The organism is Enterobacter sp. SM3, from assembly GCF_009811935.2.
GTDB lineage: Bacteria > Pseudomonadota > Gammaproteobacteria > Enterobacterales > Enterobacteriaceae > Enterobacter > Enterobacter asburiae_D.
The window spans coordinates 3,706,771-3,722,221 of sequence record NZ_CP099971.1 but is presented as its reverse complement, the minus strand read 5'-3'; the positions used below and the strand labels follow the sequence as shown (position 1 = coordinate 3,722,221).

15 protein-coding genes are annotated in these 15,451 nt (G+C 58.7%); 11 read left to right on the top strand and 4 right to left on the bottom strand.

Annotation, left to right across the window (positions count from 1 at the left end; genetic code table 11):
* Positions 1 to 26: 26 nt before the first annotated feature.
* Positions 27 to 965, bottom strand: a complete 939-nt coding sequence (locus tag GVO84_RS17380; RefSeq protein ID WP_121424484.1) for a LysR substrate-binding domain-containing protein — start codon at positions 963 to 965, stop codon at positions 27 to 29.
* Between the two features lie 320 nt (positions 966 to 1,285).
* On the opposite strand from GVO84_RS17380, the gene GVO84_RS17375 reads away from it, so the two are divergent.
* The 7 genes from GVO84_RS17375 to GVO84_RS17345 all read left to right on the top strand — a co-directional run bounded on the left by GVO84_RS17375 (position 1,286) and on the right by GVO84_RS17345 (position 9,829).
* Positions 1,286 to 1,891, top strand: a complete 606-nt coding sequence (locus GVO84_RS17375; RefSeq protein WP_121424483.1) for an ankyrin repeat domain-containing protein — start codon at positions 1,286 to 1,288, stop codon at positions 1,889 to 1,891.
* Positions 1,892 to 1,998: 107 nt separating this feature from the next.
* Positions 1,999 to 3,540, top strand: coding sequence for an acyl-CoA synthetase FdrA (gene fdrA / locus GVO84_RS17370; protein ID WP_159514761.1), 1,542 nt, complete (start codon positions 1,999 to 2,001; stop codon positions 3,538 to 3,540).
* The gene (locus tag GVO84_RS17365) at positions 3,540 to 4,955 is read left to right on the top strand and encodes a DUF1116 domain-containing protein (protein ID WP_201283072.1); all 1,416 of its coding nucleotides are present in this window, start codon (positions 3,540 to 3,542) and stop codon (positions 4,953 to 4,955) included. The genes fdrA and GVO84_RS17365 overlap by 1 nt, the downstream gene beginning before the upstream one ends.
* 11 nt (positions 4,956 to 4,966) lie before the next feature.
* The gene (locus GVO84_RS17360; RefSeq protein WP_159514760.1) at positions 4,967 to 6,511 is read left to right on the top strand and encodes a xanthine permease; all 1,545 of its coding nucleotides are present in this window, start codon (positions 4,967 to 4,969) and stop codon (positions 6,509 to 6,511) included.
* Between the two features lie 119 nt (positions 6,512 to 6,630).
* Positions 6,631 to 7,587: a carbamate kinase family protein gene (locus GVO84_RS17355; protein ID WP_159514759.1), complete on the top strand. Its 957-nt coding sequence runs from the start codon at positions 6,631 to 6,633 to the stop codon at positions 7,585 to 7,587.
* 1 nt (position 7,588) lies between these two features.
* Entirely contained in the window at positions 7,589 to 8,968 is a 1,380-nt protein-coding gene (locus GVO84_RS17350) for an amidohydrolase family protein (protein ID WP_159514758.1), read from the top strand.
* A gap of 126 nt (positions 8,969 to 9,094) precedes the next feature.
* A complete protein-coding gene (locus GVO84_RS17345; RefSeq protein ID WP_159514757.1) occupies positions 9,095 to 9,829 on the top strand; it encodes a class I SAM-dependent methyltransferase in 735 nt (244 codons plus the stop codon).
* On the opposite strand, the gene GVO84_RS17340 is transcribed toward GVO84_RS17345, so the two are convergent.
* Entirely contained in the window at positions 9,823 to 10,425 is a 603-nt protein-coding gene (locus tag GVO84_RS17340) for a short chain dehydrogenase (RefSeq protein ID WP_159514756.1), read from the bottom strand. The genes GVO84_RS17345 and GVO84_RS17340 overlap by 7 nt on opposite strands.
* 97 nt (positions 10,426 to 10,522) lie before the next feature.
* Between GVO84_RS17340 and GVO84_RS17335 the strand changes: the two genes are divergently transcribed.
* From GVO84_RS17335 to GVO84_RS17325, 3 genes are all read left to right on the top strand, one after another.
* The gene (locus GVO84_RS17335; RefSeq protein WP_159514755.1) at positions 10,523 to 11,410 is read left to right on the top strand and encodes a LysR family transcriptional regulator; all 888 of its coding nucleotides are present in this window, start codon (positions 10,523 to 10,525) and stop codon (positions 11,408 to 11,410) included.
* A 20-nt stretch (positions 11,411 to 11,430) separates the two neighbouring features.
* Positions 11,431 to 12,612, top strand: coding sequence for a PLP-dependent aminotransferase family protein (locus GVO84_RS17330; RefSeq protein WP_159514754.1), 1,182 nt, complete (start codon positions 11,431 to 11,433; stop codon positions 12,610 to 12,612).
* A gap of 85 nt (positions 12,613 to 12,697) precedes the next feature.
* Complete coding sequence (locus GVO84_RS17325; RefSeq protein WP_159514753.1) at positions 12,698 to 13,216, top strand: DUF6622 family protein; 519 nt, start codon at positions 12,698 to 12,700, stop codon at positions 13,214 to 13,216.
* 2 nt (positions 13,217 to 13,218) lie between these two features.
* On the opposite strand, the gene GVO84_RS17320 is transcribed toward GVO84_RS17325, so the two are convergent.
* A complete protein-coding gene (locus tag GVO84_RS17320) occupies positions 13,219 to 13,638 on the bottom strand; it encodes a nuclear transport factor 2 family protein (RefSeq protein WP_121424473.1) in 420 nt (139 codons plus the stop codon).
* A gap of 97 nt (positions 13,639 to 13,735) precedes the next feature.
* Here GVO84_RS17320 and GVO84_RS17315 point away from each other — a divergent pair, with 97 nt between their 5' ends.
* Complete coding sequence (locus GVO84_RS17315) at positions 13,736 to 14,467, top strand: AraC family transcriptional regulator (protein ID WP_159514752.1); 732 nt, start codon at positions 13,736 to 13,738, stop codon at positions 14,465 to 14,467.
* Here the strand turns inward: GVO84_RS17315 and nudI are convergent.
* Entirely contained in the window at positions 14,439 to 14,864 is a 426-nt protein-coding gene (gene nudI, locus GVO84_RS17310) for a nucleoside triphosphatase NudI (RefSeq protein WP_121424471.1), read from the bottom strand. The two genes, GVO84_RS17315 and nudI, sit on opposite strands and share 29 nt — an antisense overlap.
* Between the last annotated feature and the right edge of the window lie 587 nt (positions 14,865 to 15,451).

Sequence of the window (15,451 nt, the reverse complement as noted above, 5' to 3'; positions counted from 1 at the left end):
ATTTGCTTAATTAAGAAAATGCTAAACTAATTTGTGGCCTCGCGCCAGAGGAGATCGCTATAGATGTGGGTCAGCACCCCTGCAGGGCCAAACTGCTGTTTGATCCACCGCGTGACCTGGCCGGTTGCGGCATGCTGCGTGGCGAGCAGCATACGCGAGTCCTGACGCGGGTTATTAATACGTCGGGTAACCAGCAGCCCCGCGTCTACCGCCTCGCGGGTCATATATTCCGGTAAAAAACCTATCCCTTCGCCCAGGATCTGACACTGACATTTGGTGTTAAAGTCCGGCACCAGAATAGCCTCCTGCCCATGCAGCAGCCAGCCGACCTTTTTGTTAATGGTGTGCGCGGTATCTTCCACCATGATGTTGGGATACAGGCGCAGCTGGCTTTCCGCTATCGGCTCCGGGGCGAACGCCAGCGGGTGTTCCGGCGCGATGGCAAAGACCCAGCGGATGGCGCCGATCTCGGTGTAATCAATCCCGCCGCCGTCGAGCAGCGTGTCCGGCGCGCCAATCGCGATATTGGCCTGGTTGTTGATGATGGAGTCCCAGACGCCGTTGTACACCTCTGTGGTCACGGTGATCTGACAGGTCGGAAACTGTTTTTTCAGCACCTGCAGCAGCCTGGCGGTGTGGCGCGGCGTGTATAAAAGCTGATTAATACAGATGCGTACTCGCGCCTCGATGCCCTGCGAAATGGTATCTATCCCGCGCTTGATGGCGTGGAAGTCGTTTAGCAGGTCGGTGGCCTTACGGTAAAAGTAAAACCCGGACTCGGTCAGCTCAATGCTGCGCGTGCTGCGGACAAACAGCACCACGTCCAGCCCTGTCTCCATACGCTTAATGGTGTAACTGATGGCGGAGGTCGTCACGCCCAGCTCGGCGGCGGCTTTGCTGAAGCTGCCGAAGCGTGCGGCGGTAGTAAAGGCCAGCAGGTTCTCTTCGGTAAAGATGGAATTCATATCTCACTCCCTTCAGCCATCAGTTTTGAACATATTTTAACAGCGTTGTTACAACACATTTGAAGCCGATCACAGTTCTGACTCTTTGTCGAAAGCCGCACGCAGTAAGGCTTCGTCAGGCATAAGCATAATGCAGTCTCGAGCGCTAAAACGTGGGGAAACATAAGAAAAAGGTTGCACAGACGCACGTTTTGGCCGGTTTGTTGAATTTAACTCAACAATGAATTGACTGTCGATGAATCATTTTTAAGCGGATTCTTTTATGACCAGGCTGTTGCTATTCTCAGGTCAACAGAAATAAAAACATCGGGAGTCTGAATATGTCTGCGAACGAACTCGTTACTGAATTTCTGCTGGCGGCAGAAGAGGGCAATAGCGATGCGTTAAAAGCCTGCCTGGAAAAAGGCGTGGATATTAACGCCACCAACCGCCAGAAAAGAACCGCCGTTATTATTGCCAGCCTGAAAAAACATTATGCCTGCGTGGAGTTATTAATTGCCGCCGGAGCGGATATTGATAAACAGGATCAGACCTGCTTTAACCCTTTCCTCATCAGCTGCCTGACCAACGATATTACCCTGCTGCGCATTGTCCTTCCGGCAAATCCGGATCTCGACCGCCTGACGCGTTTTGGCGGCGTGGGCATTACGCCAGCCAGTGAAAAAGGGCACGTGGAGATCGTGCGCGAGCTGCTGGAAAAAACCGATATCAACGTCAACCACACCAACTTTGTCGGCTGGACGCCGCTACTGGAAGCGATCGTGCTCAACGACGGCGGCGCGAAGCAGCAGGAGATCGTCAAGCTGCTTCTGGATCACGGCGCAAACCCGCACATGACCGATAAATACGGCAAAACCCCGCTCGAACTGGCGCGGGAAAAAGGCTTCGATGCGATAGCTGACCTGCTGCTGGCGGCGGGCGCATAACGTATTCGGCCAGCCTTTTCCGGCTGGCCGTTAATTCAAAAATATTTTTTACCGACGTGCATTTTGCACGACGGCGGCCCCCTTTTATCCGCTTTCAGGAGAAAATAATGCCAACCAAAATCGTCATAAAAAAGAACACCTATTTTGACTCCGTCTCATTAATGTCCGTTTCCACCAAAGCCAATAAATTGCCGGGCGTCGATCAGGCGTTTGTGGCCATGGCAACGGAAATGAACAAAGGCGTGTTAAAAAACCTCGGGCTATTAACGCCGGAATTAGCCGAAGCCAAAAACGGCGACCTGATGATCGTGATTAAAGGCGACGCGGCGAATGATGAAACGCTGGCCGCTATTGAAGCGCTGTTCACCCGTAAAGAGAGCGCTGGCTCCCATGAGGCGCGCTACGCGACGATTGCCAGCGCCAAAACCCATCGCCCGGACAGCAACCTCGCGGTCATTTCCGTCAACGGTACCTTCGCCGCCCGCGAAGCGCGCCAGGCGCTTGAAAACGATCTTAACGTGATGCTCTTCTCCGATAACGTATCGCTCGACGACGAGCTGGCGCTGAAGCAGCTCGCGCACCGGAAAGGGCTGCTGATGATGGGGCCGGACTGCGGCACCGCCATCATCAACGGCGCGGGGCTGTGCTTTGCTAACGCGGTGCGCCGCGGCTCGATTGGCATCGTCGGCGCATCCGGCACCGGCAGCCAGGAGCTGAGCGTGCGCATTCACGAATTCGGCGGCGGCGTGTCGCAGCTGATTGGCACCGGCGGGCGCGATCTCAGCGAGAAAATCGGCGGCCTGATGATGCTCGACGCCATCGATATGCTCGAAGCCGACGAGGGCACCCAGGTTATCGCGCTGATCTCCAAACCAGCGGCCCCTGCCGTGGCAGAAAAGGTGCTTGCCCGCGCCCGCGCCTGCCGCAAGCCCGTGGTGGTTTGCTTCCTCGGCCGCAGCGAACCGCCCGCCGATGAAGACGGCCTGCAGTTTGCGCGCGGCACTAAAGAGGCGGCCCTGAAGGCGGTCCTGCTCACCGGCGTCAAAAAAGGGTCCCTCGATCTGCATCCGCTCAACTGGCCTTTGATTGAAGAGGTGCGCGCCCGCCTGACGCCGCAGCAGAAGTACATTCGCGGCCTGTTCTGCGGCGGCACCCTGTGCGACGAGGCGATGTTCGCGGCGCTTGCGAAATTCGACGACGTCTACAGCAACATCCAGCCGGATCCGTCTAAGCGCCTGAGCGACATCAGCGTCAGTAAAGCCCACACCTTCCTCGACTTTGGCGACGACGACTTCACCAACGGCAAGCCGCACCCGATGATCGATCCGACCAACCGCATCAGCCGCCTGCTGCAGGAGGCGCGCGATCCGGAGGTGGGCGTCATCGTGATGGACTTCGTGCTGGGCTTCGGCGCGCATGAGGATCCGGTCGGCGTGATGATCGACGCCATCAAAGAGGCACAGGCGATCGCACAGGCCGATAACCGTCCTCTGGAAATTCTCGGCTACGTGCTCGGCACCGACCAGGATCCGCAGTCGCTGGCGCAACAGTGTCAGCTGCTGACCGACGCAGGCGTCATCTGGGCCAGCAGCAGTACCAATACCGGATTACTGGCACGCGAATTTGTTTGCAAAGGGGAGAAAGCATAATGACGACCTTATTCAACCAGCCGCTGAACGTCATTAACGTCGGCATTGCGATGTTCAGCGACGACCTCAAAAAACAGCACGTTCCCGTGACCCAGCTCGACTGGACGCCGCCGGGGCAGGGCAATATGCAGGTCGTTGAGGCGCTCGACCAGCTGGCGGAAAAACCGCTGGCGGAGAAAATCGCCGCCGCTAACCAAATCGCCCTTGAGCGCATTATTCAGTCCCATCCGGTGCTGGTGGGCTATGACCAGGCCATTAACGTTGTGCCGGGGATGACCCGCACCACCATTCTGCACGCCGGTCCGCCCGTCTCATGGGAAAACATGTGCGGGGCGATGAAGGGCGCGGTCACCGGAGCGCTGGTGTTTGAAGGGCTGGCGAAAGATCTGGACGACGCGGCAAGGCTGGCGGCCTCTGGCGACATTACCTTCTCGCCGTGCCACGAGCACGACTGCGTGGGCTCGATGGCGGGCGTCACCTCCGCGTCGATGTTTATGCACATCGTGGAAAACAAAACCTACGGCAACCGCGCGTTCACCAACCTCAGCGAGCAGATGGCGAAGATCCTGCGCATGGGCGCTAACGACCAGAGCGTGGTCGACCGCCTGATCTGGATGCGCGACGTGCTCGGCCCAATGCTGCGCGATGCGATGAAGATTATCGGCGAAATCGACCTGCGCCTGATGCTGGCCCAGGCGCTGCACATGGGCGACGAGTGCCACAACCGCAACAACGCGGGCACGACGCTCCTTATTCAGGCGCTAACGCCGGGGCTGATCCAGGCGGGCTATCCGGTTGAACAGCAGCGCGAGGTGTTCGAGTTCGTCGCCAGCAGCGACTACTTCTCCGGCCCGACGTGGATGGCGATGTGTAAGGCCGCGCTGGACGCTGCTCACGGCATTGAGTACAGCACCGTCGTCACCACCATGGCGCGCAACGGCTACGAGTTTGGCCTGCGCGTTTCCGGCCTGCCGGGGCAGTGGTTCACCGGCCCGGCGCAGCAGGTGATTGGCCCGATGTTCGCAGGCTATAAGCCGGAAGACTCCGGGCTGGATATCGGCGACAGCGCCATCACCGAAACCTACGGCATCGGCGGCTTTGCGATGGCGACGGCCCCGGCGATAGTTGCGCTGGTGGGCGGGACGGTGGATGAAGCTATCGACTTTTCCCGTCAGATGCGCGAAATCACCCTCGGCGAAAACCCGAACGTCACCATTCCGCTGCTCTCGTTTATGGGCATCCCAACCGCCATCGACATCACCAAAGTCGCGGGCAGCGGCATTCTGCCGGTGATTAACACCGCCATTGCCCATAAAGACGCGGGCATCGGCATGATTGGGGCGGGCATCGTTCACCCGCCGTTTAGCTGTTTTGAAAAGGCGCTGTTGACCTTCCGCGATCGCTACTTTTTATAAGGCAAGCATCCATGAAAAACATGAAACTGGAGTGGAAAAGAGGTGACTGGGCGGCCTATTTCGGGTTGATGACCAACAACCTGACCAATTTGCTGACCATGATGGGGCTGCTCATTTTTGTCGTCGGCATCCCGAAGGAGATTGTTTATGGACGCATCGCGCCAGCCTTCGGGCTGGCGGTGCTGGTGGCGAGTATTTGCTACGCCTGGTTCGGCATGCAGATGGCGCGCGCCACCGGGCGTACGGATGTGACCGCGCTGCCGTCCGGCCCGAGCGCGCCGTCAATTTTTACCGTGACCTTCCTGGTGCTGATGCCGGTTTATCAGCAAACGGGCGATGCGGAGTTCGCGATCCAGATTGGCCTGGTGTGGTGCTTCGTGGAGGCGATGATCCTCGCGGGCGGTTCGTTTTTAGGGGAAACCATCCGCAAGATGATCCCGCGTACCGTGCTGCTGTCGTGCCTCTCCGGTTTGGGCCTGCTGCTGCTGGCGATGAACCCGATGCTGCAGGCGTTCGAAGCGCCGACCGTGTCGTTCATCGTGCTGTTGCTGATTTTCATCAACTGGTTTGGCAAAAAGCCGATTTTCGCCCGTATCCCGACCGGCCTGCTGCTGCTGATAGCCGGTACCGCACTGGCGTGGATCTCCGGCCTGCAAAGCCCGGAAGCGATTAAAGCGTCCATGTCATCCTTCGGCTTTAACCCGCCGCAGGTGCACGTAGAAGGCTTCCTGCAGGGCCTGCCGCACGCGCTACCGTATCTTGCCTCTGCCGTGCCGCTGGGGCTGGCGAACTACATCTTTGACCTGGAGAACATCGAAAGCGCCCACGCGGCGGGGGATGAATACCCGACGCGCAAGGTGATGCTGGCAAACGGTCTGGCCTCCATGCTCGGCTGCCTGATGGGCAACCCGTTCCCGGTCACGGTCTACGTCGGCCATCCCGGCTGGAAAGCGATGGGGGCGAGCATCGGCTACACGCTGGCCTCGGGCGTGACCATGTTCATCGTGCCACTGTTCGGGCTGGGGGCGTTTATGCTCGCCATCATACCGATGACCGCCATCGTGCCGATTCTGGTGTTTATCGGCGTCGTGACGGCCAACCAGGTGGTAAGGGAAACGCCCAAAGTGGAGGTGCCCGTTATCTTCATCTGCCTGTTCCCGTGGATCGCCAACTGGGCGCTGACCATGATGAACAGCGTGATGGGGGCGGCAGGCACCAGCGCGGCCAAAATCGGCACCGAGGTGCTGCACAGCAAGGGGATTTACTACGAGGGATTAGTCCATCTGGGGAACGGCGCACCGCTCGCCAGCATGTTGTGGGGCTGTATCGCCATCTTCGCCATCATCAACAAACCGCTGCGCGGGGCCGTTGCGGCTGCGGGTGGGGCGCTGCTGGCGCTGTTTGGGGTGATCCACGCCCCGGTGGTGGGATTTGCCGAAGGCAGTTCGCTGATGTTCGTCACCGCGTATCTGATGATGGGCGGCATGTTTGTGGTGAAGCATTTCCTCGATAGCCGGGAAGCTGCGAGCGCTGCGGCACCGGTTTCTGAAGCTTAAAACATTTCCCCTCACCCTAACCCTCTCCCCAAAGGGGAGAGGGGACGTTACTCCCTCGCCCCTTTGGGGAGAGGGCCGGGGTGAGGGGAAACATACCGCACCGATGTGAAGGAAAGCATATGAAAGAGCTTATGGTCGTCGCCATCGGCGGCAACAGCATTATCAAAGACAACGCCAGCCAGTCGGTTGAACATCAGGCGCAGGCGGTGAAAGCGGTGGCAGAGTCGGTGCTGGAAATGCTGGCCTCCGACTATGACATCGTGCTCACCCACGGCAACGGCCCCCAGGTGGGGCTGGATCTGCGCCGCGCTGAAATCGCCCACGAGCGGGAAGGACTGCCCCTGACCCCGCTGGCAAACTGCGTGGCGGACACCCAGGGCGGCATCGGCTACCTGATCCAGCAGGCGCTCAATAACCGGCTGGCCGCACGCGGCGAGCAAAAAGCGGTCACGGTCGTCACGCAGGTGGAGGTGGATAAAAACGATCCCGGCTTTACCCACCCGACGAAACCTATTGGTGCGTTCTTCACCGAGGCGCAGCGCGACGAGCTGCAGCGCGCGCACCCGGACTGGCGTTTTGTTGAGGACTCCGGCCGTGGCTATCGCCGCGTGGTGGCTTCACCCCAGCCGCTGCGGATTGTTGAGGCGGATGCCATTAAGACGCTGACCCAAAAAGGGTATGTCGTGATCGGCGCGGGCGGCGGCGGGATCCCGGTCGTGCGCAGCGAGCAGGGGGATTACCAGAGCGTCGACGCGGTGATTGATAAAGATCTCTCCACGGCGCTGCTGGCGCGGGAGATCGGTGCCGACGTGCTGGTGATCACCACCGGCGTGGAAAAGGTGTGCGTCAACTTCGGCAAGCCAAACCAGCAGGCGCTGGACACCGTTAACGTGGCGCAGATGACGCGTTATATGGAAGAAGGCCACTTCCCGGCGGGCAGCATGCTGCCCAAAATCGTCGCCTCGCTGGAATTCTTAAACCACGGCGGCAAGCGGGTGATCGTCACCTCGCCGGACTGCCTGCCCGCCGCGCTGCGCGGGGAAACCGGCACCCATATCGTTAATGAAGGAAGATAAGATGAGTGAAAATAAAAGCCGCCGCGAGTTTATTAGCCAGAGCGGCAAAATGGTCACCGCCTGTGCGCTGTTTGGCGCGACCGGATCCGTCGCGTATGCTGCTGACTCCGCAAAGCCAACCTGCGAGACGGGTAAACCGATGAACATCACCGCGAAACATTACTATCTCGACAACGTGCTGCTCGAAGCCGGATTTAACGTCGACGGCGGCGTGGCGACGAGCACCCGCACCGAACTGAAAACGCTGGAAATCAAGGACGGGAAGATCGTCGCCCTGCGCGACAACAAGAGCCACGCCGACGCCACGCTGCCGCACTATGACGCAGGCGGCAAGCTGATGCTTCCGGCGATGCGCGACATGCACATTCACCTGGATAAAACCTTCTACGGCGGCCCGTGGCGCTCCCTGAACCGTCCGGCGGGCACCACGATTCAGGACATGATCCGCCTTGAGCAGAAGCTGCTGCCGGAGCTGCAGCCCTACACCCAGGAACGCGCGGAAAAGCTGATCGATCTGATCCAGTCCAAAGGCTCCACCATCGCCCGCAGCCACTGCAACATTGAGCCGGTTTCTGGCCTGAAAAACCTGGAAAATTTGCAGGCGGTGCTGGCGCGCCGCAAAGCGGGTTTTGACTGCGAAATCGTCGCCTTCCCGCAGCACGGGCTGCTGCTGTCGAATTCTGAAAAGCTGATGCGCGAGGCGATGCAGGCGGGGGCGCACTACGTGGGCGGGCTGGACCCAACCAACGTTGACGGCGCGATGGAGAAATCCCTCGATATGATGTTCCAGATTGCGCTGGACTACGACAAAGGGGTGGATATTCACCTGCACGAAACCAGCCCGGCGGGCGTGGCGGCGGTGAACTATATGGTCGAAACCGTGGAGAAAACGCCGGAGCTGAAGGGCAGGTTAACCATCAGCCACGCCTTCGCGCTTGCGACGCTCAACGAGCAGCAGGTGGATGAGATCGCCATCCGCATGGCGGCGCAGCAGGTGACCATCGCCTCCACGGTGCCGATTGGCACCCTGCATATGCCGCTGAAGCAGCTGCGCGAGAAGGGCGTGTTCGTGATGACGGGGACCGACAGCGTGATCGACCACTGGTCGCCGTACGGTCTGGGGGACATGCTGGAGAAAGCGAATCTCTATGCGCAGCTCTATATTCGCCCGAACGAGCAGACGCTCTCCCGCGCGCTTGGTATCGCCACCGGCGACGTGCTGCCGCTGAACGACAAAGGCGAACGCGTGTGGCCAAAAGCGCAGGACGACGCCAGCTTTGTGCTGGTGGATGCCTCCTGCTCCGCCGAGGCTGTGGCGCGCATTTCACCGCGTACCGCGACGTTCCATAAGGGAAATCTGGTCTGGGGTACTGTGGGCTAAAAGCGAGCCGGGTGGCGGCTTCGCCTTACCCGGCCTACTGAAACCCTCAAATCGTAGGCCGGGTAAGCGCAGCGCCACCCGGCAATGTTTTATACTGGGAGTCACATTCTTAAAGAGGGATCTGCCATGGCACAAAACATCTACGACAACCCGGCGTTTTTTGAAGGCTACGCCCAGCTTCCGCGCTCGGTTCAGGGTCTGGACGGCGCGCCGGAGTGGCCCGCGCTTAAGGCCATGCTGCCGGATTTAACCGGCAAATCGGTTGTCGATCTCGGCTGCGGCTACGGCTGGTTCTGCCGCGCAGCCCGTGAGCTGGGCGCGTCTGAAGTGACCGGCGTTGATATCTCAGAAAAGATGCTCGCCCGCGCGGCGGAGCTTACCGCTGACCCACAGGTTCACTATCAGCGTAGCGATCTGGAATCTCTCAAGCTCAGCGAGAACAGCCTCGATCTGGTCTACAGCTCGCTGGCGCTGCACTACCTGCCGGAGCTGGACTCCCTGTTTGCTAAGGTTCAGCGCGCGCTCAAGCCCGGCGGCAGCCTGGTCTTTTCGATGGAGCACCCGATATACACCTGCGCCTCCCGTCAGGGCTGGCTGACCGACGATAGCGGCGCGCGGTTCTGGGGCGTGAACCATTATCAGGAAGAAGGCAAGCGCGTCAGCAACTGGCTGGCGGACGGTGTTATCAAGTATCACCGCACGCTGGGCACCACGCTTAACGCGCTGATCGGGGCCGGATTAACGATAAGCAACGTCAACGAGTGGGGGCCAACGCAGGCGCAGATTGACGCCTGGCCCGCGCTGGCCGAAGAGGCAGAGCGACCGATGCTGGTGCTGATCGCCGCCCGTAAGGCTCAGTAGCCCACCTTATACACCCGCCCGCTCTGCACGCCTTCCACGCTGCGGCGGTAGGCCTGCGCCACGGTCGCGGCGGGAACGCTTTCAAAGCCCGGGAAGAATCCGTCGTACGCTTCAGCGGATTCGGTGAGTACCGTCGGGCTAATCAGGTTGATGCGGATCCCGCGCGGCAGCTCGCAGGCGGCAGCGCGGACAAACCCTTCCAGCGCCGCATTTACCGTGGTGGCATTCACGCCCTGCGCAATCGGCTCGTGAGCCACAATCCCGCTTATCAGCGTAATCGAGCCGCCTTCGTTCAGATAGTGCTGGCCGGTCAGCGCCAGGCGCACCTGTCCGAGCAGCTTATCCTGGAGGCCCTGGTTGAAGTCGCTGTCCTTCATGGTCGCGAGCGGGCCAAAGTAAAGGCTGCCGCTGGCGGACACAATCGCATCCACCGGACCGATTTTCTCAAACAGCGCCTGGACGCTCGCCTGGGAGGTGATATCTACCTGCTCGTCGCCCTGCGTGCGGCCCACGCGGATGACTTCGTGACGACGACTCAGCTCTTCCGTTACTGCACGACCGACCGTACCGCTGGCACCAATAATGACGATTTTCATAGCCGACTCCTTATGTTGTGAGCCTTTATTCTTTAATAAATAAAAATGCAGATAAACTGGACTAAAGTTAGAAGATTGATAACCAGAGGTTCGGAATATGGATAAGCTTCGCGGTATGGAGACGTTTATTGCGGTGGTGGAAAGCGGCAGCTTTACCGGCGCGGCGTCACGTCTGGAGATGTCGGCGGTGATGGTGGGGAAGTATATTGCTCTGCTGGAGTCCCAGCTCGGCACGCGACTGCTGGAGCGCAACACGCGCCGTCAGAGCCTGACCGATGCCGGACGGGTCTATTTCGACGAGGCGAAGCGGGTGCTGGAGCAGGTCGTGATTGCTGAAAGCGCGGTGGAACGGCTGCGCGCCGCACCGTCTGGCACCCTGCGCGTCACGGCCCCCACGTCGTTTGGCGGCTGCGTGATTGCCCCGCTGACGGCAACCTTTTTACAGCGCTACCCGGAGGTACGCATCGAGCTGGATCTCACCAACCGGATGGTCGATCTGGTGGAGGAGGGGGTCGATCTGGCCATCCGCATTGGTGACGTTCGCAATGACGATCTGGTGGCGAAATACCTGTGCCCCTACAACATGGTGATCTGCGCCGCGCCGGATTATTTAGCGCGACACGGCACGCCGCAAACGCCAGACGATCTGGTGGATCATCTGTGTCTTTCGCACACCGTGTGGACCGCGCGTAACGAGTGGCGGCTGCCGGGCGTGGAAGGGGAGGTGCGCTGGAAGCGGGATGCGATCTTAAGATGTAACGACGGCTACGGCTTACGCATGGCGGCGCGAGCCGGGGCGGGGCTGTTGCTGCAACCGGAAGTGCTGGTGGCGGAAGAGCTGGCAAGCGGCAGGCTGGTGCGGGTGCTGGAGCAGTACACGCCCGCGCCGAGGCCGGTGCATTTATTGTGGCGTCAGGATTTACGTCAACTGCCTAAGCTTACGGAATTTATCGCCCATATTCTGCTAAGATTGGGCACAATATAAAAAAAGAAGGTAATCAAAGAATGTCTGCAAACAAACTCGCCAGCAGCGCGCAGGGCCTGCAATCATCTGCCATCCGTGAATTATTAAAACATAGCAAAATGGCCGGCGTCATTTCGCTGGGCGGGGGTATTCCTAATCCCGATCTGTTCGATCACGAAGGGCTTAAAATTGCCGCCGATGCCGTCTTATCACAGCATTTTGGCGAGGCGTTCCAGTACGGCCTGACGGAAGGCGTCCCGGGGCTGCGCGAAGAAATTAAACGCATCTGCGAGGGGCGCGGTATTGCATGTAAGGCCGATGATGTGGTCGTGACCTCTGGTTCACAGCAATCGCTTGACGTGCTGGCGCGTGCGTTAATCAACCCAGGTGACACCGTTGTGGTTGAGCGTCCAACCTATCTTGCCGCGCTGCAGGTCTTCGGTCTGGCGCAGGCCAACTTTGAATCCGTTGGCACCGACGGCGACGGTATGAAGGTCGACGAACTTGAGGCTCTGGTGGCAAAGAAAACCATCAAAGCGGTTTATATCGTTCCAACCTTTGGCAACCCCGGCGGCGTGACGCTGTCCGAAGCGCGCCGTAAACAGCTGGTGGAATTATCAAAGCGTTATGACTTCGTCATTATTGAAGACGACCCGTACAGCGAAATTAATTATACCGATGAAGTCTTCCGCCCGTTAATTGCCCATGCCAAAGATATCGGTAATGAAGAGAACGTGGTGTATACCTCCACCTTCTCTAAAATACTCGCGCCGGGGACTCGCGTGGGTTGGGTGCTGGTGCCGGAATGGCTGAAGCGCGCGGTAGTAAACCTTAAGCAAACCACCGATCTGCACACCAGCACGCTGTCGCAGCTGATGACGTATGAGTACCTGAAAACCGGTCGTCTGGCCGATCAGATTAAAATGATCCGCGAAGCCTATCGCCAGAAATACCAGACGTTCGCCACCGAGCTGGAGGCCGAGCTGGGCGATGTGATGTCGTTCCACAAGCCGAAGGGCGGCATGTTCCTGTGGGCGAAGATGAATAATGGGTGTAACACCACCCGCTGGCTTGAAAAAACGTTAAGCAACGGCGTAGTATTTGTGCCTGGCGAGTTTTTCTACTGCAATGAGCCAGACCCAACGACGCTGCGCATGTCATTTGTGACGCCAACGGATGAAGATCTGAAAGAGGCGGTTCAACGCCTGAAAAAATCGCTCTAAAAGAGCTGCGCATAATGGCTTTCCTGCCGTTATGCGCAATACGCGTTCAGGGCGGCACGGGCCGCGATCGTTCATGGTGAGTTCCATGTTTGAATTTCTGATCGGTGTCGTTACCCACACGCCCGTCTGGGTGTGGGTGCTGTTTATCTTCCTCATCTCTCGCGGCATTAAAGCACGCAGGCCCGCCACCGTTACGCTGGAGAGGCTTGCCATCATTCCGGCGATCTTTCTTATCTGGGATATTTACGATCTGGTGGTCTACCGCACGTTAACCCCCGGGACTGTCGCATCGTGGACGGCGGGGATCCTCGCCGGGGCCGCGCTGGGGTATTTCCTGATTAAGCAGGCGGTTATCACCCGTACAGAGGCGCCGCGCACCCTTTTCCGCCAGGCAGACTACACCGCGCTGCCGTTTATGATGCTGGCGTTCGGGGTGAAGTATGTGCTGGGCGTGATGAGCGCGGTTTCTCCCCAGACGATGCAGCAGCCCGCCATGAGCGCGCTGGCGATCGTCTCCGGCGGCGTGTTTGCCGGCGTGTTTATCGGAAAATTTGTGCGCTATATTGGCGTGTATAACAGCGCCGCACCGCGCCCGGCGGAGTGACGTTATTCTGTCGCGTGTGCCAGCGTGCGGTCTGCAGCATTGCCGCTGAGGGCTCGCGTGACTTCATGGATCCGCCAGATTTTCCCTTCACGCAGCGCGGCAAACAGGTAAACCTCGATCTCTGCCTGACGACCGTCGGGATACGTGACCGTCACGATATGCCGGTCTGCCAGAAGTTCGCTATGACAGGCTATCTCCGCCACGGTAAAGGCGATCGCGCGGATCTGTGAGCTTACGTGGCTCAGATGCTGGACAAAACCCCGGTAGTCAAGCGCGTGACCGTCCGTAAGTTGCTGGTAATCGGACGTAAATATCTCTGCCGGATCGATATCGCCGTTGAATAAGCGGGTTAACAGGCACGCCATCTTTTCGCGCTGTGCGGCGTTGTCGGTGTCGGCTATCAGGGACGTGATAATGCTCATGCGGACTCCTTATGTGGTTGAATCACCATTATCCTTGACAGCCGAAGACGTAGTTTCTGTAATGCGTCGATGAATAACGATTTTCGGTCAAAATGATATGGTCAGTGTTGAAACGCTCCTTCATCCCGGCGGGTACCGAACGCCCTGGCACAGTCATCGCACCGGCCAGCTGTGGCGTATTGCAGCGGGGTTGCTGGTCATTGAGACGCAGCAGGCGCGCTCGGTTGTACCGGCAAAACACATCGGCTGGATCCCTCCGGGTCAGCAGCACGCCGCTTTTTCTGAAAGTGCGATAGAAGGCTGCGCTATCTATCTGGACCCCGCCTGGTGTGAAATGCTTCCCGATTCGCCCGCGCTGTTCGAGCCCGACGATCTGACCCATGCACTGTTTAGCCGTTTATGTGGTGAAGAGAGTGAGTTCGATCCACGAAAGCTGACTTTGCTGCTGGATGAGCTTGCCCTCACGCCCCAGGCTCGCTTTTCTCTTCCCGTGCCGACGGATCCGCGTCTGAAGAACGTGGTCAGCCATTTGCTGCAGTTTGTCGATGATAACCAGACGGTCGAGAGCCATGCTATTCATGCCGGGATGAGCGTGCGTACGTTCAACCGTCGGTTTAGTGCCCAGACCGGAATGAACTTTGTTAACTGGCGGCAGCTGGCACGCGTCATGCGGGCAATGGAGTGGCTGGCGGCGGGGAAGCCGGTAGGGTGGATTGCACTGTCCTGCGGCTACAGCAGCGTCAGCGCATTTATTGAGGTTTTCAGAGCCTGGACCGGTAAAACGCCGGGGCAGTGGGCAATTAAAGAAGGCCCTTTTGGGCGAAGGTAATACGCGTGGCTTCGTTGAGATCCAGCTCTTTTAACGATTCCGGATTAACCCAGGCGATCTCCTGAAACTCGTCATTAAACGTGACGGCCCGGTTGGTGCTGATGCAGTCGAAGATCAGATAGATCATGTAAATCTCCTCTGTGGTGCCATCGGCGTAGGTTTTCACCCTGATGTCATCGCGAAAAGCCCATGGCGTGATCGAAGCGATCTCCAGCGCTTCGCCCAGCTCTTCGCGGATCTCACGGCGCAACGCCTGTTCCATGGTTTCGCCCGGCTCCATTCCACCACCGGAGAGAGCCCACTGGCCGGGGAACACGCCGCGATCGTCAGCCATTTTACATAGCAGGTAGGCACCGTCGTTCTGGATGATGGGGCAGACAATGGTTCGTTGGCGCATGATTTCTTCCTGAAAAATGAATTTGGGCTACTTTAGCAGAAGAAGTGGGGAGGCTATGTTAGGGGTGTTCGATTCTCATTCCTTTGTTTTCTGCGTTTTGTTGCAGATTCAGCCAGAATTCAATGCTGGTATCGAATGCGTTTGCCAGTTTTAACGCCATAACGGCGGTGAGTTTTATTTTTCATCCGCATGCAGGTGGTGTTGCGCTCTGATGCCCTCACCCCAACCCTCTCCCACAGGGCTGAGGGATCCCCAGTTATTTTTTAACCCAAAGCGATGAATGTTGCTTAAAAGAAATAAATAACTTACAGCGATGCCCTGGTCCGGCTGTAAATCGCTGAGGCGTTTCCTGCAGGCCGGGGCGAGGCGCAGGGATGCGCCGAGAGGGCGGGCTTTACAGGGATGTTACCTCCGCCCGTCCCCGATAAGCCGGAAGGAATAAGCTGAGGGTACCGCGAAGCGGCGGTTTACCGCCGGAAGCCCGGGTCGCCAGGGTGGTGGCGATTGAGCCACCCTGGCACGTTCACCGGTCATGTCGTTACAGAGTAGCAAGGAACATGAAGTGAACGGAATGACCACCAGAGCCG

Coding starts and splice junctions, on each gene's coding strand:
- GVO84_RS17325 (WP_159514753.1), top strand. CDS start 12,698: ATGTTTGAATTTCTGATCGGTGTCGTTACCCACACGCCCGTCTGGGTG.
- GVO84_RS17315 (WP_159514752.1), top strand. CDS start 13,736: ATGGTCAGTGTTGAAACGCTCCTTCATCCCGGCGGGTACCGAACGCCC.
- GVO84_RS17360 (WP_159514760.1), top strand. CDS start 4,967: ATGAAAAACATGAAACTGGAGTGGAAAAGAGGTGACTGGGCGGCCTAT.
- nudI (WP_121424471.1), bottom strand. CDS start 14,864: ATGCGCCAACGAACCATTGTCTGCCCCATCATCCAGAACGACGGTGCC.
- GVO84_RS17350 (WP_159514758.1), top strand. CDS start 7,589: ATGAGTGAAAATAAAAGCCGCCGCGAGTTTATTAGCCAGAGCGGCAAA.
- fdrA (WP_159514761.1), top strand. CDS start 1,999: ATGCCAACCAAAATCGTCATAAAAAAGAACACCTATTTTGACTCCGTC.
- GVO84_RS17330 (WP_159514754.1), top strand. CDS start 11,431: ATGTCTGCAAACAAACTCGCCAGCAGCGCGCAGGGCCTGCAATCATCT.
- GVO84_RS17340 (WP_159514756.1), bottom strand. CDS start 10,425: ATGAAAATCGTCATTATTGGTGCCAGCGGTACGGTCGGTCGTGCAGTA.
- GVO84_RS17355 (WP_159514759.1), top strand. CDS start 6,631: ATGAAAGAGCTTATGGTCGTCGCCATCGGCGGCAACAGCATTATCAAA.
- GVO84_RS17345 (WP_159514757.1), top strand. CDS start 9,095: ATGGCACAAAACATCTACGACAACCCGGCGTTTTTTGAAGGCTACGCC.
- GVO84_RS17335 (WP_159514755.1), top strand. CDS start 10,523: ATGGATAAGCTTCGCGGTATGGAGACGTTTATTGCGGTGGTGGAAAGC.
- GVO84_RS17320 (WP_121424473.1), bottom strand. CDS start 13,638: ATGAGCATTATCACGTCCCTGATAGCCGACACCGACAACGCCGCACAG.
- GVO84_RS17375 (WP_121424483.1), top strand. CDS start 1,286: ATGTCTGCGAACGAACTCGTTACTGAATTTCTGCTGGCGGCAGAAGAG.
- GVO84_RS17380 (WP_121424484.1), bottom strand. CDS start 965: ATGAATTCCATCTTTACCGAAGAGAACCTGCTGGCCTTTACTACCGCC.
- GVO84_RS17365 (WP_201283072.1), top strand. CDS start 3,540: ATGACGACCTTATTCAACCAGCCGCTGAACGTCATTAACGTCGGCATT.